This window comes from Prauserella sp. PE36, from assembly GCF_003311655.1.
Classification (GTDB): domain Bacteria; phylum Actinomycetota; class Actinomycetes; order Mycobacteriales; family Pseudonocardiaceae; genus Prauserella_A; species Prauserella_A endophytica.
This window is the reverse complement of record NZ_QEQT01000092.1, coordinates 218,498-238,817: the sequence shown is the minus strand read 5'-3', so window position 1 is coordinate 238,817 and position 20,320 is coordinate 218,498. Positions and strand designations below refer to the sequence as shown.

The window sequence follows — 20,320 nt, the reverse complement described above, 5'->3', positions numbered from 1 at the left end:
GCAGCCCACGTAGCAGACGTTGGAGAAGTTGATGTTGCGGTTGACCACGTAGGTGACGTCGTCGCCCACCACGTCGGCGCGCACGTCGTCGGCCAGCCGCGCGAGTGCCTCCAGCGCCGGGCCGTCGGCGAGCAGCAGGTCCGTGGCCTCGGCCTCGCACGCGGGATCGAGCAGCGCGGACGGCCGCGCCTCGGCGAGCGCGAGCGCCGCCTTGACGTCGCCGTCGAGCCGGGCCGGTGCGCCGCGGCCGGGAGCACGCTCGCGCAGCGCGTCCCAGTCGCCGTAGACGCTGTCGAAGTCTCCCCTGCGGTCGGAGCTCCTGCCCGCGGTGTCCACTGTGGTGTGCAGATCCGCCCTGCCGGTGGTGCCGATCTCCCCGCCGTCGGGCTCCTGCCACGGACGCCCCTCGGGGGTCGCCGACTCGTCGGCCAGCCCGGTGGCGGGGTCGGCCAGCGCGGCGACGTGGGCGTGCAGCCTGGCGTCGATCCACGGCGAGCCCGCGAGGACGTAGGGCGGGTACACGGTCAGGCGCTCGCGCAGGGTGAAACCCGCCGCCTCGGAGTGCGCCGCCAGCTCGTCGATCCGGGGCCACGGGTGCCCGGGGTTGACGTGGTCGGGTGTCACCGGGGACACCCCGCCCCAGTCGTCGATGCCGGCGCGCAGCAGCAACGCGTGCTCCCCGCCGACGAGGTTGGGCGGAGCCTGCACCCGCATGGTGGGTCCGAGCACGAGCCTGGCGACGGCCACGGTGGCGGCCAGCGCGGTCAGCCCGGCGTCGGGCGTCGCCCGCATCGCGGTGTCCGGTTTGGACCGGAAGTTCTGGACGATCACCTCCTGCACATGGCCGTACTCGCGGGCGACGGCCCGGATGGCGAAGAGCGACTCGGCCCGCTCGGCGAGGGTCTCCCCGATGCCGATCAGGATTCCGGTGGTGAACGGCACGCCGACCCGGCCCGCGTCGGCGAGGACCCGCAACCGCACGGCGGGTTCCTTGTCGGGACTGCCGAAATGCGGGCCGCCCTTCTCCGACCACAGGCGGCGCGCCGTCGTCTCCAGCATCATCCCCATGCTCGGCGCCACCGGCTTGAGCCGGTGCAGCTCCTGCCAGCTCAGCACGCCGGGGTTGAGGTGCGGGAGCAGGCCGGTCTCCTCCAGCACGGCGACGGCGCACGACCTGAGGTAGTCCACTGTGGATTCGTAGCCGCGTTCGGCGAGCCAGTGCCTGGCCTGCGGCCAGCGGTCCTCGGGCCGGTCGCCCAGCGTGAACAACGCCTCGCGGCAACCGGCCGCGGCGCCGGCCCGCGCGATCTCGAGCACCTCGTCACGTTCGAGATAGGGCGAGTCGACCCTGCCAGGGACCGTTGCGAACGTGCAGTACCCACAACGGTCCCGGCACAGGCGGGTCAACGGCACGAACACCTTGCGCGAGTACGTGACGACCCCGGTCCGTCCCTCGGCCGCCAGTCCCGCGTCCCGCACCCGCGAGGCGGCTGCGAGCAGCGCGTCGAGGTCCTTGCCTTCGGCGGCAAGCAGCACGGCGGCCTCGGTGACGTCCAGCGGCGCGCCGTCCCGCGCGCGCCGCAACGCCCTGCGGATCGCGGTGGGGGAGGGCGCGGGCGGTGTGCTCACGCGAGGCCGCCTTTCGGTGGAGGGACGGGGACGGGTCAGCGGGTGGCGCCGCAGAGGGCGAACGCCACAACGAACGGCTCGGTGCCGTCGTTGAACCAGGCGTGTGGGGTGCCGTTCTGGATCAGGCAGTCGCCCTGGGACAGCCGCACCTCGACGTCGTCGAAGCGCAGGACGCCGTCGCCCGAGAGCACGACGATGTAGTCGACGGTCTGGGTGACGTGTGCGCCCGGCTTGTCGGGGAACGCGAACGTGGCTGCCGCGCCCGGCAGGCGTTCCTCCATCTCCGCCGCCGCGGCCGCAAGGTCCGCACCCGGCTCCGGGACGTAGGTGATACCCGGCGGAACCGTGAGGAAGCCGAACCGCACACCGGGGTTGGCGGGGAAGAACGTGGACTTCGGGGCACCGGCGGACGCGTCGGTGACCGGCACCGACACCGAGTCCAGCTCCCATACGCGGTGGATCTCGACCCCGGGCAGCAACGTGGCCGTGGTCGGCTCGACGGTGCCGTCGTCGAGAACCGTCGTCGTGCCGTTGCCGTCGTCGCCCATGACAACCCTGCGGACCTTCATAGTGTCGCTCGCCTCCCGAGATGTGTACCGGTGTGAGTCACTGATCGTTAACGTGACCGAATCCACTTGACGGCGGAAGTATGGGGGTAAAGCCGCGACAACGTCAAGTAAGTACATCAACGTTCACGTGTTAGGCTCCGTGATGTCCGATGAAGGGGGACGGGATGACGAGCGTGAGCGGCCCGGCGAGGGCGCGCAGGCCCAGTGACCGGCGGGAGCAGATCTCCGTCCACGCGCGGGCGCTGTTCGCCGAGCGCGGCTTCCATTCGGTGCGCATGAGCGACATCGCCGACGCCACCGGGATCACCCCCCGCGCCCTGTACCGGCACTACGCGAACAAACAGGCGCTGCTGTCCCACGTGCTGTTCGAGGCGCAGGGCGCGTTCCTGTCCGCGCTGCCGGAGCTCACACCCGGATACGACCCGGCTCGGCTACCCGATGACCTGCACGCGATGGCCAGGGCCTCGCTGGCCGTCCCGTACATGGCCCGGCTGTGGAAGCGGGAGGCCCGGCACCTCGATCCCGAGGGCTCCCGCGCGCTGCGGGCCAGGCTGAACGACATGGCGTCCGGACTCGCGCGCGCGATCCGCCTGCGGCGGCCGGACCTGGAGCCCGTCGAGGTCACGGTGCGGGCGTGGGCGACCATCGCGGTGCTCAACAGCCACGGCGAGGCCCCGCTGGGCTCGGGCGACGCGGAGCAGACGGCCGCGTTGCTCAGCGCTGCCGCGCTGGCCGTGGTGGATCACGACATCCGCGCCGGGGAGCCCGGGGCCTGGCCGGAGCCCGGCGGCCGGGCGCCGGTGTCCCGGCGGGAGCAGCTGATCGCCATCGCCGCCGACACGTTCCAGCGGAGCGGTTTCGACGGCGCGAGCGTCGACGGCATCGCGGCCGAGGCGGGCCTGGCCGGACCCGCCATCTACCGCTACTTTGACAGCAAGACGGCCATGCTCGTGGCCATCGCCGACCGGTTCGGCGAATGGGTGTCGCTGGAGACGATCAGGGCTCTGCGCACGGCCACGAGCGACGCCGCTGCGCCGGCGGCGATGGTCGCCGGTTACGTCCGGCTCGCCGCGGAGGCGGTGAACCTGCTGGGGGTGACGGTGACCGAAGCGCACCACCTGCCGCCCGACGCCGCCGAGCGCCTCGCCAGGGCCCGTGGTGAGCACCTTCAGGAGTGGGCTCACTGGACCCGTGCCGCGCGTCCGGAACGGTCCGATTCGGCCACGCAGATGCTTGCCCACACGGCCCGGGTTCTCGTCGACGACACGGTTCGGACGCCGCGGGTGATGCACACCGACGGTGCGGTGGACGCGGTCGCCGGCGCGGCCACGGCCGTGCTGGAGGCGCCGGTGAACCGTCCACTCAGGACCGCCGGGTCGGCGGTCCGGGAGGGGTGAGCCCATGACCGGAGTGGCCGTGCGCGAGCTCGACCGGATGCTGCCGCACCGCGTGCACGCGCTGCGCCGGGAGTGCGCGGTCGACCTGACCTTCGGGGGACCGCTCGATGCCGGGGGCGGCTCGGTAACGATCCGGCACCTCGACGGCAACCTCGGGCAGACGCTTCGCCACGTGCGGGTGCGCCGGGGATCCGGGCTCGGGGGCAAGGCGCTGGCGCAGCGCAGGCCGGTGGTCGTGCGCGACTATCTCAGCACGCCGCACATCGTGCACGCCTACGACCACGCCGTCGCGCCCGAGCGGGTGGGAGCGGTTCTGGCTCTGCCGGTGCGCCTGGACGGCGACGTGGCGGGGCTGGTGTACCTGGCGCGGCGGGACAGTCTCCCGCTCGGCGATCGCACCGCGGCCCGTGCGGCCGCCGCGGTCCGCTCGCTCGAACGCGACCTGGCGATCGAGCTGGAGGTCCGGCGGAGGCTGGCCGAGGGCTCCTCGGCGGCCCTGCGCGACACCCGGGCACTCGGCGACGTGCTGAGCGAGCTGGAAGCGGCGATCGAGCTCGTGGCGGACCAGTCCGCGCGGCAACGCCTGCACCAGGTCTGCGAGGGCTTGCTGAACTTCGTCACCGGCAGCGGACGGCCCCGCGAGCCGGGTGCGCGCGGACCGCTGTCAAAGCGCGAGGTCGAGGTGCTGGAACACGTCGCCGCCGGCGCGTCGAACAACGACATCGCCGCCGAGCTGGGCCTGATGCCGAACACGGTGAAGGCCTACCTCCGCAGCGTCATGCGCAAGCTCGGCGCCGAGAACCGCACCCACGCCGTGTGGCTCGCGCGCACGAGCCGGCTGATCGACTGAGGTCCCGGAGCGGCGCGGGCGACCCGCTTCGGCTGCCCGGAGCTCTGGGTATTCTGCTCGCGCCGCCGGTGATCACGCCGTAGCGTGCCCGGCTCGTCGGAGCACCGCGTGGTACGCGGCGTGCGGCGGAGGGAGCGCGATGGCGTCCGGCAAGGTGGATCGCGGGCGGGGACCCGTGGATACCGGGAAGTTCGAGAAGACCGTCACCAGGATCTGTGTGGGGCTCGTCATCGCGGGCCCCGTGCTCGGCATCGGCGCCGGTGCGCTGGGTGCGGCCGAGATCTATCCGTCGGACTACATGCTGCCCGTCGCGATGGGCGTGATGCTGGGGCTGATCGGACTCGGCCTGCTGATCGCCGCGTGCGCCGGGCTGTACCTCCTGGGCGGCTGGAGGGCGACCCCGTTCGGCGTCGCCTTCGTCGGCGGTTTCGCCGTGCTGGCCTACGGGCTCGCCGAGGCGGACAACGCGTGGCGCGACGTGGGCGTCGTGCTGCTGATGATCTCGTGCGCGGCGTTCTGGGTCGCTCCGGCGCTGTCCCCCCGGTCGAAGGCGAGACCGCGCAAGCGCGCCCCGGTCAACCCGGGCAGGACCACCGCGGTCGGCGGGGTCTTCGGCGTGGGTGCTGGAATCGCGATCGTCGGACACGTCATCGACGTGTGGTGGCTGCTGTTGTTCGGCGCGATGGCGGTGGGCACGGCCGCTGGCGCCGGGATCGCGATGTGGCTGGAGAGCCGCGCGCGGGAGCGGGCGAGCCAGGGGGCGTCGGTGAAGCCCGACCGCACGCGGCCCGGAGCTGAGTTGCGCGATCCGGACGAGGCCGGGTAACCGGCAGGCGATGTCTTCCGCTGTTGCGCCGACGCCGACGCCGAGTCCGGCCACCGCCGCGAACGCACGCAGGTCGGCGCAAAGGCCGTGTGCCGGGCCGGCCGCCCGACGCCCCGCCAGGACGTCCTGGCCAGCGCATTCCCCGCCGGGGCCGGAGGGGCCCTTGTGAGTGCAGCCACGGCGAGGTAGATTCATTTCACCAAACGATTGGTAGATGCGACGGGAGCATAGCGTTGGCCAAGCTGAATTTCGCGGACGGTCCCGACGTTCGCCGGACGTTCTGCACGTTGTGTCCGCAGCACTGCGGCATGCTGTTCCACGTCGACGGCGACGGGCATCCGCTGGCGTTCGACGGAGACCGCGAGAATCCGGTGGCCAACGGCAAGCTGTGCATCAAGGGCACGACGGCGATCGAGATCCACCACCACGACGACCGGCTGAACTACCCGCTCAAGCGCGTGGGCAAGCGCGGTGAGGGCAAGTGGGAGCGGATCTCCTGGGAGCAGGCGATGGACGAGATCGCCGGGAAGCTCCGGGAACTCCGGGAGAAGGACGGCCCCGAGTCGGTTGCGACCCTCGGCGGCACCCACAAGACGCCGGGCGACTGGGCGAGCTGGCGCTGGGCGGCCGACTTCGGCACCCCCAACTTCGTGAGCCAGGGCCGCAACTGCGGTGTCGGTGAGTACATCGCGGAGGTCTCGGTCTACGGCTGGGACACCGTCTACCAGAGCTACTACCCCGGCAAGACCAAGTGCATCGTCATCTGGGGCTCCAACCCCGCGGAGTCCTCGCCGCCCTCGTTCGAACGGCTGCGCCAGTGTCAGGCCCAGGGCGCCAAGCTCATCGTCGTCGACCCTCGCAGGACCAAGACGGCCGAGCGGGCGGACCTGCATCTCCAGGTGCGCCCCCGCACCGACGGCGCGCTCGCGCTGGGGCTCATCCACGTGATGATCCGCGACGACATCTACGACAGGGAGTTCGTCGAACAGTGGTGCACCGGCTTCGACGAGGTCGAGGCCGAGGCCGCGAAGTGGACTCCCGAACGCACCGAGGAGATCACCGGCGTTCCCGCGGCCGACGTGGTGAAGGCCGCGCACATGTACGCCACACTGGGACCCGCCCGCCTGTCGTTCGGCGTCGCCGCCACGCAGCTCGGAGAGGGCGCCTCCCGCTCGGCGGTGCTCGGGCGGGCGATCCTGCGGGCCATCTCCGGCAACCTGGACCGCCCCGGCGGGGAGCCGCTCGGCAACCCCTACGACGCCGGCACCTTCGCGTGGCTGCCGAACATCAACTTCGAGAAGCTGGTCGACCATCCCCTGCGCACGAGGGAAAGCGTCAACGCCCACGAAACGCCGATCACGTCGATCTCCGGGTACCAGGCGTTCCGCGAGGCCACCGGGAAGGTCTACCCGCAGGGGCACACCGGCACCGCCTACGTGCTGTTCGCGAGCCAGCCCGCGATCTACCGCGCCGTCACGAGGCAGGACCCGTACCCGGTGAAGGCGATCATCGTGCAGTGCGGGGAGCCGCTGTTGTCGATGGGTGCGGGCAGGGACGCCTACGAGGCGTTCACGAGCGAGAACCTCGAGCTGCTCGTCACGATGGACATGTGGATGACACCGACGGCACAGCTCTCCGACTACGTGCTGCCAGCGGCGGACTTCATGGAGCGCGCCGACCTCAGCGCCCACTGGGGGATCGGCAACTTCTTCGTGGTGGGCCAGCAGGTCGCCACCACCATCGGGGAGCGGAGGAACGACTACGACCTCTGGGCCGAGCTGGGCCGCAGGCTCTCCGACGATCCCGGCTACTGGCCGGATACCGTGGAGGGGATGTTCGACCGGTTCCTCGCGCCGTCCGGCAAGTCCTATCGCGAGTGGGCCGACGGCGAGGTAAACCACCGCTTCACCAAGCCCGTGTTCTACAAGTACCGGGAGCGCGGGTTCGCCACTCCCTCGGGCAAGGTGGAGCTGGTGCCGAGCATGTTCGAGCGCTTCGGCATCGAGGCGCGGCCGGTCTACACCGGACCGCCCTACTCGATCCCGGACGCCCCGGAGGAGGAGTACCCTCTGCAGATGATCCCCGGCAGCCGGGTGCGTGAGCTGACGGCCTCGAACCTCCGCCAGAGCGCGCGCCTGCGCCGGATCCATCCCGAGCCGCTGTGTGACATCCACCCCGACACCGCCGCGAAGTACGGTGTCGTCGATGGCGAGTGGATGATCATCGAACGTCCCGAGGGCGCGATCAGGCAGCGGGCCCGCTTCGACGCCTCCCTGCGGCGCGACACGGTGAACCCCGACGGCTACTGGTGGAACCCCGAGCAGCAACAGTACGAGCCGCACCTGTCCGGCGTGTGGGTCTCCAACGCCAATGCCATCACCCCGGGCGCGCCCGAGTTGTCGAGCTTCGCGGGCGACCAGCCGTTGCGCGGAGCGCGCTGCCGGGTCCGGGCCGGTGACGCGCCGGAGGTGCCCGCGGCGGTGTCCGGCTGATGTCAACGGACGCGTTCGGCGGCCGGGCCGGCGGGTGCCTTGTCGTCGGCGGCAGCGGCGCCATCGGCCGGGCGGTGGCGATCCGGCTGGCCGAGCTCGGCGCCGACGTCACCGTCACCTACGCCGGCAACGCGGCCGCCGCCGAGGAAACCGCGGCGCTGGTGAGGAAGTCCGGTGTGGACGGTGTGGCGGTCCGGCTCGACCTCGGCGACCCCGGAGGAGTCCGGAGCGTGGTCGAGGAGGTGGCGGGCAGACACGGCGGGCTCCACACCGTGGTGCTGGCCGCGTCGCCGACGAACTTCCAGTCCTGGGTCAGCGCGCTGCCGCCCGAGCAGTACGCCGAGCAGCTGCGGATCGACGCGGGCGGTACGTTCGCGGTGATCAGCGCGGCACTGCCCGCGCTGCGCGAGACGCGGGGGTCGGTGGTGGTGGTCTCGACGGTCGCCAACCGCCGCTTCGTCCTGCGGGACGTGCTCTCCAGCGGGCCGAAGGCGGCCAACGAGGCGGTGGTGAAGGCGGTAGCGGCCGAGGAGGGGCGCTACGGCGTCCGCGCCAACGCCGTGGGCGTGGGCATCCTCGACGAGGGCATGACCCAGGCCCTGCTGGACCGCGGTGACATCCTCCCCGAACACCTCCAGGTCGCACTTGGACGGATCCCGCTGGCGTCGTTCGGCAAGGCCCGCGACATCGCCGCCGCCGTGGGATTCCTGGCGAGCGACGAGGCTCGGTACGTCACGGGCCAGTGGATCGACGTCGACGGGGGCTATTCGCTCTGACAACGGTGACGGTGCAGCGACACGGCGTCACCGTGTGAGTCAAGTCACAACGTCCACTTTCGAGTGTGCTTGACACCACAGATACTGTCGGTCTTAATTGACCAACCGGTTGGTCGAATGAATCCGACCGGCCTCGGTTTTCGAGACACGCACATCCAGAGGAGGGCGCAATGATGCGCACCACCAGGACCAGCCGGGTCACCCGGCTCCTCGCCGGACTCGCCGGTCTCGCCTTGGTCGCGAGCGGCTGCGCGGGTGCCGCGTCCCAGGCCGGTGGACCCGTCCAGGTCCGGGCCGCGCAGGTCTTGCCGCCTGGCGGATCGCAGTCCGACCTCATCCAGTGGTTCATGGACGAACTGGAGAAGCGCACGGACGGGCAGGTCAAGACGGAGGTCACCTACGGAGGCGGGCTGCTGTCCGGCACCGACACGCTCCCCGGGCTCAAGCAGGGGCGTGCCGAGGCCGGCAATGTCGTCCCGGCGTACTTCCCGGCCGAGCTCCCGCTCAACAACATCAACATGGTGCCGATCGCGCACGCCGACCAGGCGGCGCGGCTGCGGGCGCTGCAGGACCTCGTCAACGGCGTGGACGCCTTCGCCGACGAGCTCGCCAAGCAGGACCTCGTGCTCATCGGCTTCCTGCCCAACAATGCCTCTGCGGTCGCGTTCAAGCCCGAGGTCAAGTCACTGGCCGATGTGGACGGACTCAAGATCCGCATTCCGGCCCAGCCCTCCTCGGTGGTGTGGCGGGAACTCGGTGCGGAGCCGACGTTCCAGGCATCGGAGGAGGTCTACGAGTCCGTCGAGCGCGGCATCGTCGACGGCGTGACCTACCCGATGGACACGCAGGTCGCCAACGGCATCACGGACGTCGCGAAGTACATGGCGCCCGACGTCGGCGAGAACGGCGGCTCCATCTTCGCGATCAGCAAGAACGCCTACGACCGGATGTCCGACGACGCCAAGGCCGTGATCGAGGAGCTCAAGGGCGAGTGGTACGCCAAGGCCGACGAGCTGATGACCAGGTACGACAAGCAGGCCTGCGAGAAGTTCCTCGACTCCGGCGGCACGATCGTCCGCTGGAACGAGGCCGACCAGGCCACGATCGCCGACGCCGTGGAGCGGCTCGCACCGAAGGTCTGGAAGGACGAGGCGGCCAAGTCCACCGACTCCGGCACGGTCGAGAAGGTCTGGCAGGCCTACACCGAGGCGGTCGACGAGCACACCGGCGAGTCGGGCTACGTCGAGGGCCTCACCACGTGCGGTCAGAAGTAACCCAGTGACGTTGCCGGCCTCCACTGTGGACGGCCGGGTCGACGAAAGGGCCTGCACCCGATGGGAACCACTGAGCTCTTCCTGGTGGTCATCGCGATCCTCGCCGTGTCACTGCTCTCGGGAATGCGCATCGCGCTGGCGCTGACGTTCGCGGGATTCGCCGGCTACTACCTGCTGGACGGCTGGGACGTCGGGATGTCGACGCTGGGCGCGCTGCCGATCAGCAGTGCCTCGAAGTTCACCTTGCTCGTGATTCCCATGTTCGTCCTGCTGGGAAACGCGGCGGAGCGGGCGAACCTCGCCGAGGGCGCCTACCGCGTGCTGGGCTGGCTGCTGCGAAGCCTGCCCGGCGGCCTCGCGGTCGCGACACTCACGGCGTGCGCCTGCTTCGCCGCGGTCAGCGGGTCGAGCATCGCCACGGTGATCTCGATCGGCAACCTCGCGATCACGGAGATGCGCAAGGCCGGCTATGCCATGCACGTGGCCGCCGGGGTGGTCGGTGCCGCGGGAACGCTGGGCGTGCTCATCCCGCCCAGCGTTCCGCTGGTGATCTACGGCGTGCTGACCGGCGAGTCCATCGGCGCACTGCTCATGGCGGGTATCGGGCCGGGCGTGGTCACCGCCACCGTTTACGGCATCAGCATCATGATCCGCGCCAAGCGCAAGCCCGAGCTGTTCGGCAAGGGCGCCGAGGACGTGCTGCCGCTCAGCAACCGGCCGGCCCTGCTCTCCGGCGCCTACAGCCTGTTCCGAATCGGACTGCTGTTCGTGATCATCATCGGCGGCATGTACTCCGGCTTCTTCACGGCGGTGGAAGCCTCCGCGGTCGGGGCGTTCGTCGCCCTGCTGATGGTGGTGATCGAGCACCTGCGCAAGCCGAAGGAGATGGGCAGGAGCCTGTGGAACTCGCTGTCCGCCGCGGTCAGTCTCAACGGGATGGTCTTCTCGCTGCTCATCGGCGGCGCGATCTTCTCCTCGTTCATGGTGGCCGCCGGAGCGCCGCAGCTGATCGCGGACGGCCTCACCGGCCTGCCCGTGCCGGCGTGGCTGATCGTCGCGCTCCTCCTGCTCGTACTCGTCCCGTTGGGGATGTTCCTCGATCCCACGTCGATCCTGCTCATCATGGTGCCGCTGACGTATCCGGTGATCACCGAGCTCGGCATTAACGGGATCTGGTTCGGGCTGCTGTTCGTCAAGCTGATCGAGATCGGGCTGCTCACGCCACCCTTGGGGCTCAACGCGTTCGTCGTCGCCGGGATCCGCAAGGACGTGGAGCTGAGCACCGCGTTCAAGGGTGTGCTCTGGTACGTGAGGCTGGACATCGTCATCGTGATCCTGATGTTCGTCTTCCCGGCCATCGTCACCTTCATCCCGAGCCAGATGGGACTGACCGAATGACCGAGACAACGAACGGGACCGGCCGTGGACTCGCCGGTGCGGTCGGCCGGGGTTTCGCCGCGACGGTCCACGCCCTCTCGCGCGCGCTGGCCGTGGTGTCGATCGTCGGCATGGTGTTCATCATGCTGCTCATCGTCTACAACGTGGTCCTGCGGGAGCTGGGCAAGCAGGAGGTGACCGGGACCGTCGAGTACGTCGAGCTGGCGATGGCGCTGACCGCGTTCTTCGCGCTGGGCGAGGCGGAACGGCGGCGGCAGCACGTCTCGATGTCGTCCCTTGTGGACCGGCTGAAGGGGCCGGCCTACCGGATCGTGCGCCTGGCCGGCGGAATCGGCGCGGCGCTTGTCGCCATCCTGCTCGCGTGGGCCTCCTGGAGCGTCCTGAGCGCCGCCTTCGAGACCGGGGAGTACAAACTCGGCCTCGTCCGGCTGCCGATGTGGCCTGCCCGGCTGGCGGTGTTCGCCGGGTTCCTCATCCTCGCGCTCGAGCAGATCGTGACCGCTGTCGAAGACGTGCGGGCCCGCCCGAAGGCGGAAAGGTTGACCGCTGCCGGGATCTGAGGGTCCTCATGGCCACGAGCCGAGCAGGTCCCGCAGCTGGGAGAGAAGGGCGAGGGGTTGGTCGAGCATCACGTGGTGGGCCGCATCCGGGACGAAGCGCAGCGGTGTGCCCGGCCGGTCCGCGAGTGCCGCCCGTGCGCCCGGCGCGAGGTAGGACCGCTCGCCCATCACCACCGCGAAGGGGCACCCGGCCCGGTCCAGACTGCCCTCGAACCGCGTGATCCGGTGGTCGCCCGTGGGATTGGCGAAGATCCTCGGGTCGAAGCGCCACTGCCAGCCGGACGGCGCGACCGGGCGGAGGCTGTGCCAGGCGATGTGCCCGACGTACCAGTCGTTGTCGCACGGCTGTGGTGGCACGAGCCGGAACCGGCCGAGGGCCTCGGCGGCGCTCGCGTAGGTGCGGTGGGGCCGGATCTCCCGGTCGGCCAGCGGCTGCTCCGGCGCGGCCGCGTCGGGCCAGACGGGCGCGTCGACGAGGACCGCCCTGCGGAACCGGCCGGCGAGGTCGGCGCGTGTCATGGCGCAGGACGTCACGATGCCGCCGAGCGAGTGCGCGACCACGGTGGCCGGGTCCGGCGACACGGCCTCCGCGACGGCGGCGATCTCCTCGGCCCAGTGCTCGACCGCGTAGACCGGCCGGTGTCCGCTGCACCCGTGGCCGGACAGGTCGAGTGCGACGACGTAGGAGTCCGGGTCGAGCCGCGCGGCGATCGGCGCCCACCACATGGCGTGTGCCGCGCCGCCGTGGACCAGGATCGTGGCGGGACTGCCGGGTTCGCCCCAGGCCAGAAACCGGATCGGGACGCCGCCGACGTCCACCTCGCCGGTGTGGCGCTCGCGGCGCAGCGCGGCGGAGAACCACGCGGGTGGGGTGCCGCGTCCGGCGGGCGGCTCCGGGCTGCCGTACTCCGGAACGACCTCTGTGCCGGCGTTCATGCAGCTGTCCTCCCGGTGGGCTGGTTGCTCGGCGACCCGATCGCGCATAACCTACCAAACGAACGGTTGCCGAAAGTCTCGGCCGGGGAGGAGCACCAGTGATGGAGCAGCGCAGCGGTGCCGGCCCCCTGCTCGACCGCCTCGGCCGTCCGCTCACCGACCTGCGGATCTCGGTCACGGACCGGTGCAACTTCCGCTGCCGGTACTGCATGCCGCGCGAGCTCTTCGGCGCCGACCACGCCTTTCTCGCGCGTTCCGAGCTGCTGACCTTCGAGGAGATCGCCCGGCTGGCGGGGGTCTTCCGGCGCGGCGGTGTCCGCAAGCTCCGGCTGACCGGCGGCGAGCCGCTGCTGCGCGGCGGCCTGCCGGACCTCGTCGCGATGCTCGCCGCGGTGGGCGGGATCGAGGATCTCGCCATGACGTCCAACGGCGTCCTGCTGCCGAAGTTCGCCGAAGTGCTCGCCCGGAACGGACTGCACCGGGTCACCGTCAGCCTGGACGCGCTCGACGAGCAGACCTTCCGCGCGATGGCCGACACCCCGCTGCCGCTCTCGGCCGTCCTGGACGGCATCGCCGCCGCCCGGCAGGCCGGTCTCGGGGTCAAGGTCAACACCGTGGTCCAGCGCGGCGTCAACGACCACCAGATCGAGGATCTCGCCGCGTGGGCGCGGGGGGAGGGCGTCGCGCTGCGCTTCATCGAGTACATGGACGTCGGCACCACCAACGGCTGGGTGCGTGACAAGGTCGTCCCCGCCGACGAGGTGCGGGCGCGGATCGACGCGCTGTGGCCGCTGGAGGAGGTCCCGCCCGGCGTGGTGGGCGAGGTCGCGACGCGATTCCGTTACCGCGATGGTGGCGGCGAGATCGGCATCATCGCCTCGGTGACGAAGCCGTTCTGCCGGACGTGCACGCGGGCCCGGATCTCGGCCACCGGTGAACTTTTCACCTGTCTCTTCGCGGCCACGGGTCACGACCTGCGCGCGCTGGTCCGTGGCGGCCGGACCGACGAGGAGCTGCACGCGGCGCTCGCCCGGCATTGGGGCGGGCGGGCCGACCGCGCGTCCGAGCTCCGCGGCGAGCACGGCCTGCGTGGTCCGCGAGTGGAGATGTCGTACATCGGCGGCTGATCGCCGGCCCATGCGAAGGAGAGCGCGTTGCTGAAGATCACCGACATCTACCACACCGGTTTCGTCGTCCCGGATCTCGATGCGGCGATGGCCGACCTGACCGGCGTCTTCGGCGTGGCCTGGACCAGCGTGGAGGAGCGGGAGATGCCCGTGCTGACGCCCGACGGCCCCGTGGCCGCACGGATGCGGTTCGCGTACTCCCAGGGCGGTTCGCCGCGGCTGGAGCTGCTCGAACCCGTCCCGGGCACGATCTGGGAGGCCCCCTCGCTGTCCTTCGGCGCGGGCGGCGCGCACCACGTTGGCGTGTGGGCCGACGATTTCGCCGCCACCTCCGCGAAGCTGGAGGCAGCCGGTTTCCCGCGCGTGCTCACCTTCGACGACGGCAGCGGGCGGGCCGTCCGGTTCGCCTACCACCGGCTGCCCAGCGGACCCTTCGTCGAGCTCGTCGACGCCACCAGGAGGGCGGAGCTCGAGGCGTGGTTCGAGGGCGCCGACTATCCGGCGGCGGGGGCGACCGATGGCTACTGACGACGTGCGCGCGACCGCCGTGGCCGCCGAGCTGCTCGCGCGCTACTGCTGGGCGATCGACGACGAGGCGTACGACGACCTGCGCTCCCTCTTCCTCCCGGACGCCGTCGCCGACTACGGCGCGTTCCGCTGCCGGGGCGGGGCGGAGGTCGCGGACGTGATGGCGGAACTCCACCGCGGCCTGCGCGCCACCCAGCATCTGCTGGGCAGTGTCAGCGCCAAGGCCGAGCACGATGGCCGGGTGCGCGTGCGCAGTCAGGTGCGGGCCACGCTGGTCGCACGCGCCACCGGAGAGCGGGGGAAGCCCGCCCGGCTCGAAGTCGCGGCGTCGTACCGTGATCTGCTGCTCCGCACCGATCTCGGGTGGCGGATCGCCGAACGACGGGTGGACGGTCGGTGGGTCGACGGTGACCGGACTATCCTGCCGTGGTTCGACCGCGCGCAACGCAGCGACGGTGCTGCGGGCGCAGCTCAGGCAAGGGGGACGTGACCAGATGTCGAAAACCGACGCCGAGCCGGCCAAGCGGGGGCGGCCGCGTCGCGGGCCGGACCCGGAGCGCTTCGCCGAGATCGTCGAGGCCGCCGCCGAGGTGATCCTCGACAAGGGGTACAGCGCGACCAGCATCCAGGACATCGCCGACCGGGTCGGCATCCTCAAGGGCAGCCTCTACCACTACGTCCGATCGAAGGAGGACTTCCTCTACAAGATCATCAAGGATGTCTACGACGAGGCGATCGCGGACATGCGCGTGGTGACGGACGCGGAGCAGGAGCCGCTGGAGAAGCTCGCCGCGTTCGTTCGCACCCACGTGCTGTTCGCCGCGGACCACCTCGTGCCGTACACGATCCAGCTGCGCGAGTTCGACCGGCTCAGCGAGGAGCGCCGTGCCGAGATCCGCGAGGGCGGTGAGACCTACGTCGTGGTGCTCCAGGGCATTCTCGAGGAGGGTCAGCGTGAGGGCGTGATCGACAAGGCCATCGACCCCCGGCTGGCGAGCATCGTGATCACCGGCGAGCTCAACTCGATGACCCGGTGGTACCGCCCCGACGGGCCAAGGACCGCGGAGCAGCTGGCTGACGTCTACATCGGGATGATCGTGTCCTCGGTCGCCTCCGAGTCCGCGGTCGCCTCGGCCGGTGGCATCGAGGCGCTGCGCGCGGCGTTCTCCCGGGGCTGAGCCCGCCACGCTGACGAGAGAAGGGCCTGAGCCGCACGTCGGCTCGGGCCCTTCTCTCGTGTGCACCCGCCGAGGTGCTTGGCAGGGAGGGCGACGTCTGGCAGACTTCTACCAATCAGTTGGTTGGTGAATTGGAGTCTCGATGACGATGACCGAGAGCGAGCTTGCGGCGATCGTCGGCCGCCCGATCCCCGGCGGGACCTACACCATCGAGCCGTACGTCGACTGGCTGCTGAACGACGTCGTCGAGTCGCCGAGGGACGGCAAGGTGGCGCACCCGCTCTTCGCGTACATCAGCGTGGCGGTCGGCAAGGGCGTCAGCTGGGACGAGGTCTTCGCGATCTGCGGCGCGACCGCCGCCGACGGACCGATGTTCGGCGAGCACGAGACCGTGCTCGAACGCCCGCTCGAGGTCGGCGAGAGCTTCAGTGTCAGCGGCGAGTTCGTCTCCGCCGAACGCAAGCGGGGCAAGCGAACCGGCGTCTTCGACATCGTCGGGTTCCGGCTGGCGCTCACCGACGCCGCGGGCGAGCTCGCCGCGTCCACCTACAACTCCATCGTCTTCCCGAGGAGGGACGCATGACCATCCGGGTCGGCACCGTCATCCCGAGCTGGGAGCTGCCCGCCGTGAGCGCGGAGAAGATGAAGACGATGGCGCTGGTCCTCGTGGACCCCAACCCCATCCACTTCGACCTCGACGCCGTGCGCGCGCTGGGGATGGGGGAGAAGCCGGTCAACCAGGGCCCGAACAACGTCGCGTACGTCATGAACATGCTCGCCGCCTGGACCGGCGGCCACGAGCACCTGCGCGGCATCCGCGTGCGGTTCCAGGGCAATGTCCTCGGCGGCGACCACGTCGTCGCGCGCGGCACGGTGTCGGCGCTGCGCGAGGAGAAGGGCCGCACACTCGCCGACTGTGCCGTGGAGCTGATGGTCGGTGAGCGGGTGGTGCTCGCGGGCACCGCCACCACCGACGTCACGCACCTGACCGGAACCCAGGACTGAGGCGGGAAACGCTCATGGGTGTCGAAATGGGAGTCGGGCTGTGGACGTTCCAGTCCACGGTGACCCGGCCACACCAGCTTCCGTGCCTCTACCGCGACTTTCCCACCGTGGCAAGGAAAGTCGAACAGCTTGGCTACGCCCACCTGTGGCTGGCCGAGCACCGGCTCTGGTACGACGCGTTCTGCCCGGCGCCGCTGCTGCCGATCGCCTCCGCCGCGGCTGCCACCACGACGCTGCGACTGGGGACGGCGATGGTCCTGCTGCCCCAGCACGACCCGGAGCGCCTGCGCTCGCTCGCGGCCGCGGTGGACGACGCGGCGCGGGGACGGCTGGAGCTCGGCGTCGGACTGGGGCACCGGGACGCGGAGTTCGACGCGCTTGGCCTGCCGCGCACGGGCCGCGGTCGCCGCATGGACGCCGGTCTCGACGTGCTCGACCGAGAGCCGCGCGACCGGCGCCCTGACGCGGTGTGGGGCGGCGGGATGGCCCGCGCGGCACTGGAACGCATCGGGCGGCACGGGATGTCGGCCCTGCTGCCCCAGACACTCGACGCCGAGGGCATCCGGCGTGCGGTCGCCACGATCACCGGCGCCGCGCGCGCCGCGGGCCGCGAGCCCGGCCGGATCGGCATGATCAAGGACACCTGGGTCGACGTCGACGGCGAGGCCGCGCGTTCCTGGTTCCTCCCGCGGCTGCGGCGCCACTACACCGAGGAGGCCGGTGCGTGGTGGGTGCTGGACGGAGGCCAGGGTTTCACCAGCCCCGAACGCCTTCAGGGGCAGGTCGACCGCACGGCCACGAGCGCGGTCGTCGGCAGCCCGGACGAGGTCGCGGCCCGGTTCGGGCAGATCGCCGACGCCGGCGTGGACACCATCGTCGCCAGGGTCAACTTCGACTTCGTCTCCGACCGTGAGCTCGGCGAGCAGCTCGAACTGCTCGCCGCAACCGTGCTGAAGGCGGTGACGGCATGAGGATCGGCGTCACTCTCGACCTGGCCACGGTCTCGCTCGCGGATGTGCCCGCGCTGGCGGCGGCCGTGGAGGAGGCGGCACTCGACCTGGTCTGGCTCGCCGCGCCGTCAGGGCGGCCCGAGGTGGCACTGGCCGCGGCGGCCACGTGCGCCGAGCCGACGCGCACGGTGATGATCGGCGCCGGCACGGCGGTCGCCGAGCACCATCCGCTGTACCTGGCAGAGGAACGGCACGTCGCCGACCAGCTGCTCGGCGGCAGGCTCGTGCTCGGCCTGCGCGGCGACGACGAGGCTTCGCTGACCGAGTGGGCCGACGTCCTGCTCGCCGCGGCGGGCACCACCCCGTTCGCCCACCGGGGTCCGCGGCACACCATCCCGGCGGGACTGCCGCAACACACCGTGAACCCCGAGACCCGGGTGCGGGTGACGCCCGCGCCCTACGCGCTGGAGCCCACGCTGTGGCTGCTCGGCCGGGCCGCGCCGGCGGTCGCCTCGGCGTACGCGCTCAGCCCGGTGTCCGAAGAGGACGGGGCACCCGTCTGGCGGCACCTCGAGCGCTCGCTCGGGCCCGCGTGCCGCCGGCTGCGCCGTCCCGCCGTGCGGACGTGGGACCCGGGCGCCGAGGACGCCGTCGAGCTGGCGCGCAGGCTGGCGGCCGAGCGCGACGGCTGGGGCCTGGACACCACGCTCCTGCGCCTCACCCCACCGCCTGGCATGGCCGCGTGGCACGCCGCGCTGGCCGATCTCGCCGTCGTGGTCCGGCCGCGACTCCAGCAGGAGCGGTTGCCAGCCGGGCTGGAGGAGTTGTGGGACGCCGAGCGCACGCACCAGCACACCGCAGGAGTTGAACGAGAGGTGATCACATGACCGAGTCGCGCCCCCAGGCGTACATTGTGGACGCAGTTCGCACCCCGACGGGTAAGCGCGGCGGTGGGCTCAGCGGGCTGCACCCGGCCGATCTCCTCGGTGACGTCTTCGCCGCCCTGCTGGACCGCACCGGGGTCGACCCCGGCCGCGTCGACGACGTCATCGCAGGTTGCGTGGCGCAAATGGGCGAGCAGGCGTGGAACGTCGGCCGCAACGCCTGGCTGTCGGCGGGGCTGCCGGTCGAGGTTCCCGCGGTCACCATCGACCGGCAGTGCGGCTCCTCTCAGCAGGCGGTGCACTTCGCCGCGCAGGCGGTGAAGTCCGGGGAGCAGGACCTCGTGGTCGCGGGCGGGGTCGAGGTGATGAGCCGGGTGCCACTCAACAGCTCCGGCGACCCGAAGCTCGGCTACGGCTACCCCTTCGCGGGCGCGGGCTGGGCCAAGCACTACGGGGACGAGGAGATCCACCAGTTCCGCGGCGGTGACCTCATCGCCGAGCGGTGGGGGATCGACCGCGAGGCCATGTTCGACCTCGCGATCGCCAGCCACGCCAGGGCCGCCCGCGCTCACGACGAGGGCTGGTTCGCCGGCCAGCTCCTGGAGGTCGCCGGCGTCACCGCCGACGAGGGCGTCCGGCGCAGCTCCGACCGGGACAAGATGCGAAGCGTCCCGCCGATCCGGGAGGGCGGCGTCCACAACGCGCCGCTCGCCAGCCAGATCGCCGACGGCGCCGCCGCCGTCCTGGTCGCCTCGGAGCGCGCGGTGGAGCGGCTCGGGCTGACCCCGATCGCCAGGGTGCACACCGCCACCGTGGTCGGCAGCGACCCGGTGCTCATCCTCTCGGGCCCGATCCCGGCGACCCGCAGGGTGCTCGACCGCGCCGGGCTCACGGTGGACGACATCGACCTCTTCGAGTGCAACGAGGCGTTCGCCGCGGTGGTGCTCGCGTGGGCGAAGGACCTCGGCGTCGACCTCGACCGGGTCAACGTCAACGGCGGGGCGATGGCGCTCGGCCACCCGCTCGGGGCGTCGGGCGCGCGGCTGATGACCACACTCGTCCACGAGCTGCGGCGCACCGGCGCCCGCTACGGCCTGCAGACGATGTGCGAGGGCGGCGGGCTGGCCAACGCCACGATCCTGGAGCGGGTGTAGCGATGCGCGTCACCGGCGCGGTGGGAGTCGTCACCGGCGGTGCCTCGGGCATCGGCGAAGGCGTCACGCGCATGCTCGTCGACGGCGGAGGCCGCGCCGCGGTGCTCGACCTGCCGGGCTCACGCGGCCCCGAGCTGTGCGCGGAACTGGGCGGGGGCGCCGAGTTCTTCCCGCTCGACGTCACCGATCCCGGCCAGGTCGCCGCCACCGTCGAGGAGGTCGGGAAACGCTTCGGCCGCATCGACGTGCTCGTCAACAGCGCCGGGATCAGCCCGGCGGCCCGGGCCGTGGCCCGCGACGGGACCCTGTTCCCGCTGGAGCGCTTCCGGCAGGGGATCGAGGTCAACCTCGTCGGCGCGTTCGACGTGCTGCGCAATGTCGCCGGGGTGATGGCCCGCAACGAGCCCGGCGAGGACGGCGAGCGGGGAGTGATCGTCAACATCGGCTCGATCGCGGCGTACGAGGGCCAGGTCGGACAGGCGTCGTACGCCGCGTCGAAGGGCGGCATCGTCGCGTTGACGCTCCCGCTGGCCCGCGACCTCGCCTCCCACGGCGTGCGCGTGCTGTGCGTGTGCCCCGGGACCATCGACACGCCGATGGTGCGCGCCGCGAGCGAGGAGGTCCGCGGCTACCTGCGGGACGCCAACGTGTTCCCGAAACGGCTCGGCCGGGCCGGAGACATCGCGAACGTGGTCCGGACCTGCCTCGAGACGACCTACCTCAACGGCGAGGTCATCCGCGTCGACGCCGGCGTGCGGATGGCGCCGCGATGACCCGCCGCCCCTGC

At 71.4% G+C, this 20,320-nt stretch carries 21 protein-coding genes; 18 read left to right on the top strand and 3 right to left on the bottom strand.

Annotation, left to right across the window (positions count from 1 at the left end):
* The coding region (gene cofG / locus DI005_RS29790) for a 7,8-didemethyl-8-hydroxy-5-deazariboflavin synthase CofG (RefSeq protein ID WP_233520368.1) at positions 1 to 1,629 on the bottom strand (1,629 nt) is incomplete at its 3' end.
* Between the two features lie 35 nt (positions 1,630 to 1,664).
* Complete coding sequence (locus DI005_RS29785) at positions 1,665 to 2,198, bottom strand: cupin domain-containing protein (RefSeq protein WP_158303056.1); 534 nt, start codon at positions 2,196 to 2,198, stop codon at positions 1,665 to 1,667.
* Positions 2,199 to 2,362: 164 nt separating this feature from the next.
* On the opposite strand from DI005_RS29785, the gene DI005_RS29780 reads away from it, so the two are divergent.
* From DI005_RS29780 to DI005_RS29745, 8 genes are all read left to right on the top strand, one after another.
* Positions 2,363 to 3,595, top strand: coding sequence for a TetR/AcrR family transcriptional regulator (locus DI005_RS29780; protein WP_158303057.1), 1,233 nt, complete (start codon positions 2,363 to 2,365; stop codon positions 3,593 to 3,595).
* A 4-nt stretch (positions 3,596 to 3,599) separates the two neighbouring features.
* Positions 3,600 to 4,445, top strand: coding sequence for a LuxR C-terminal-related transcriptional regulator (locus DI005_RS29775; RefSeq protein WP_113644348.1), 846 nt, complete (start codon positions 3,600 to 3,602; stop codon positions 4,443 to 4,445).
* 139 nt (positions 4,446 to 4,584) lie between these two features.
* Positions 4,585 to 5,271, top strand: coding sequence for a hypothetical protein (locus DI005_RS29770; RefSeq protein WP_199543315.1), 687 nt, complete (start codon positions 4,585 to 4,587; stop codon positions 5,269 to 5,271).
* A 233-nt stretch (positions 5,272 to 5,504) separates the two neighbouring features.
* On the top strand, positions 5,505 to 7,763 hold the full coding sequence (locus DI005_RS29765; RefSeq protein ID WP_233520367.1) for a molybdopterin-dependent oxidoreductase: 2,259 nt from the start codon (positions 5,505 to 5,507) through the stop codon (positions 7,761 to 7,763).
* Positions 7,763 to 8,539 carry an SDR family NAD(P)-dependent oxidoreductase gene (locus DI005_RS29760; protein WP_112269735.1) on the top strand — a complete coding sequence of 259 codons (777 nt, stop codon included), beginning with the start codon at positions 7,763 to 7,765 and terminating at the stop codon, positions 8,537 to 8,539. The genes DI005_RS29765 and DI005_RS29760 overlap by 1 nt, the downstream gene beginning before the upstream one ends.
* A 170-nt stretch (positions 8,540 to 8,709) precedes the next feature.
* Positions 8,710 to 9,813 carry a TRAP transporter substrate-binding protein DctP gene (dctP, locus tag DI005_RS29755; RefSeq protein WP_113644347.1) on the top strand — a complete coding sequence of 368 codons (1,104 nt, stop codon included), beginning with the start codon at positions 8,710 to 8,712 and terminating at the stop codon, positions 9,811 to 9,813.
* Between the two features lie 60 nt (positions 9,814 to 9,873).
* Positions 9,874 to 11,211 (top strand): TRAP transporter large permease, encoded by a 1,338-nt coding sequence (locus DI005_RS29750; protein WP_113644346.1) that lies wholly within the window; start codon positions 9,874 to 9,876, stop codon positions 11,209 to 11,211.
* On the top strand, positions 11,208 to 11,771 hold the full coding sequence (locus tag DI005_RS29745; RefSeq protein WP_112269740.1) for a TRAP transporter small permease: 564 nt from the start codon (positions 11,208 to 11,210) through the stop codon (positions 11,769 to 11,771). Before DI005_RS29750 ends, DI005_RS29745 begins: the two co-directional genes overlap by 4 nt.
* A 6-nt stretch (positions 11,772 to 11,777) precedes the next feature.
* On the opposite strand, the gene DI005_RS29740 is transcribed toward DI005_RS29745, so the two are convergent.
* Positions 11,778 to 12,707 (bottom strand): alpha/beta fold hydrolase, encoded by a 930-nt coding sequence (locus DI005_RS29740; RefSeq protein ID WP_158559922.1) that lies wholly within the window; start codon positions 12,705 to 12,707, stop codon positions 11,778 to 11,780.
* Positions 12,708 to 12,808: 101 nt separating this feature from the next.
* On the opposite strand from DI005_RS29740, the gene moaA reads away from it, so the two are divergent.
* The 10 genes from moaA (at position 12,809) to DI005_RS29690 (ending at position 20,306) form a co-directional block, all read left to right on the top strand.
* Complete coding sequence (gene moaA / locus DI005_RS29735) at positions 12,809 to 13,834, top strand: GTP 3',8-cyclase MoaA (protein WP_113644344.1); 1,026 nt, start codon at positions 12,809 to 12,811, stop codon at positions 13,832 to 13,834.
* 27 nt (positions 13,835 to 13,861) lie between these two features.
* The gene (locus DI005_RS29730) at positions 13,862 to 14,362 is read left to right on the top strand and encodes a VOC family protein (RefSeq protein ID WP_113644343.1); all 501 of its coding nucleotides are present in this window, start codon (positions 13,862 to 13,864) and stop codon (positions 14,360 to 14,362) included.
* Positions 14,352 to 14,852, top strand: a complete 501-nt coding sequence (locus DI005_RS29725; protein ID WP_113644342.1) for a nuclear transport factor 2 family protein — start codon at positions 14,352 to 14,354, stop codon at positions 14,850 to 14,852. Before DI005_RS29730 ends, DI005_RS29725 begins: the two co-directional genes overlap by 11 nt.
* Positions 14,853 to 14,856: 4 nt before the next feature.
* Entirely contained in the window at positions 14,857 to 15,540 is a 684-nt protein-coding gene (locus DI005_RS29720; RefSeq protein WP_113644341.1) for a TetR/AcrR family transcriptional regulator, read from the top strand.
* A 142-nt stretch (positions 15,541 to 15,682) separates the two neighbouring features.
* Positions 15,683 to 16,123, top strand: coding sequence for a hypothetical protein (locus DI005_RS29715; protein WP_199543313.1), 441 nt, complete (start codon positions 15,683 to 15,685; stop codon positions 16,121 to 16,123).
* Positions 16,120 to 16,545 (top strand): MaoC family dehydratase, encoded by a 426-nt coding sequence (locus DI005_RS29710; RefSeq protein ID WP_112269752.1) that lies wholly within the window; start codon positions 16,120 to 16,122, stop codon positions 16,543 to 16,545. Before DI005_RS29715 ends, DI005_RS29710 begins: the two co-directional genes overlap by 4 nt.
* A gap of 14 nt (positions 16,546 to 16,559) precedes the next feature.
* Positions 16,560 to 17,516 (top strand): LLM class flavin-dependent oxidoreductase, encoded by a 957-nt coding sequence (locus tag DI005_RS29705; protein WP_113644340.1) that lies wholly within the window; start codon positions 16,560 to 16,562, stop codon positions 17,514 to 17,516.
* Positions 17,513 to 18,382, top strand: a complete 870-nt coding sequence (locus tag DI005_RS29700) for an LLM class flavin-dependent oxidoreductase (protein WP_113644339.1) — start codon at positions 17,513 to 17,515, stop codon at positions 18,380 to 18,382. Before DI005_RS29705 ends, DI005_RS29700 begins: the two co-directional genes overlap by 4 nt.
* Entirely contained in the window at positions 18,379 to 19,533 is a 1,155-nt protein-coding gene (locus DI005_RS29695; RefSeq protein WP_113644338.1) for an acetyl-CoA C-acyltransferase, read from the top strand. Before DI005_RS29700 ends, DI005_RS29695 begins: the two co-directional genes overlap by 4 nt.
* Positions 19,534 to 19,535: 2 nt before the next feature.
* The gene (locus DI005_RS29690) at positions 19,536 to 20,306 is read left to right on the top strand and encodes an SDR family NAD(P)-dependent oxidoreductase (RefSeq protein WP_113644337.1); all 771 of its coding nucleotides are present in this window, start codon (positions 19,536 to 19,538) and stop codon (positions 20,304 to 20,306) included.
* Positions 20,307 to 20,320: the final 14 nt, after the last annotated feature.

Coding starts and splice junctions, on each gene's coding strand:
- DI005_RS29785 (WP_158303056.1), bottom strand. CDS start 2,198: ATGAAGGTCCGCAGGGTTGTCATGGGCGACGACGGCAACGGCACGACG.
- DI005_RS29780 (WP_158303057.1), top strand. CDS start 2,363: ATGACGAGCGTGAGCGGCCCGGCGAGGGCGCGCAGGCCCAGTGACCGG.
- DI005_RS29775 (WP_113644348.1), top strand. CDS start 3,600: ATGACCGGAGTGGCCGTGCGCGAGCTCGACCGGATGCTGCCGCACCGC.
- DI005_RS29770 (WP_199543315.1), top strand. CDS start 4,585: ATGGCGTCCGGCAAGGTGGATCGCGGGCGGGGACCCGTGGATACCGGG.
- DI005_RS29760 (WP_112269735.1), top strand. CDS start 7,763: ATGTCAACGGACGCGTTCGGCGGCCGGGCCGGCGGGTGCCTTGTCGTC.
- dctP (WP_113644347.1), top strand. CDS start 8,710: ATGATGCGCACCACCAGGACCAGCCGGGTCACCCGGCTCCTCGCCGGA.
- DI005_RS29750 (WP_113644346.1), top strand. CDS start 9,874: ATGGGAACCACTGAGCTCTTCCTGGTGGTCATCGCGATCCTCGCCGTG.
- DI005_RS29745 (WP_112269740.1), top strand. CDS start 11,208: ATGACCGAGACAACGAACGGGACCGGCCGTGGACTCGCCGGTGCGGTC.
- DI005_RS29740 (WP_158559922.1), bottom strand. CDS start 12,707: ATGAACGCCGGCACAGAGGTCGTTCCGGAGTACGGCAGCCCGGAGCCG.
- moaA (WP_113644344.1), top strand. CDS start 12,809: ATGGAGCAGCGCAGCGGTGCCGGCCCCCTGCTCGACCGCCTCGGCCGT.
- DI005_RS29725 (WP_113644342.1), top strand. CDS start 14,352: ATGGCTACTGACGACGTGCGCGCGACCGCCGTGGCCGCCGAGCTGCTC.
- DI005_RS29720 (WP_113644341.1), top strand. CDS start 14,857: ATGTCGAAAACCGACGCCGAGCCGGCCAAGCGGGGGCGGCCGCGTCGC.
- DI005_RS29715 (WP_199543313.1), top strand. CDS start 15,683: ATGACGATGACCGAGAGCGAGCTTGCGGCGATCGTCGGCCGCCCGATC.
- DI005_RS29710 (WP_112269752.1), top strand. CDS start 16,120: ATGACCATCCGGGTCGGCACCGTCATCCCGAGCTGGGAGCTGCCCGCC.
- DI005_RS29705 (WP_113644340.1), top strand. CDS start 16,560: ATGGGTGTCGAAATGGGAGTCGGGCTGTGGACGTTCCAGTCCACGGTG.
- DI005_RS29700 (WP_113644339.1), top strand. CDS start 17,513: ATGAGGATCGGCGTCACTCTCGACCTGGCCACGGTCTCGCTCGCGGAT.
- DI005_RS29695 (WP_113644338.1), top strand. CDS start 18,379: ATGACCGAGTCGCGCCCCCAGGCGTACATTGTGGACGCAGTTCGCACC.
- DI005_RS29690 (WP_113644337.1), top strand. CDS start 19,536: ATGCGCGTCACCGGCGCGGTGGGAGTCGTCACCGGCGGTGCCTCGGGC.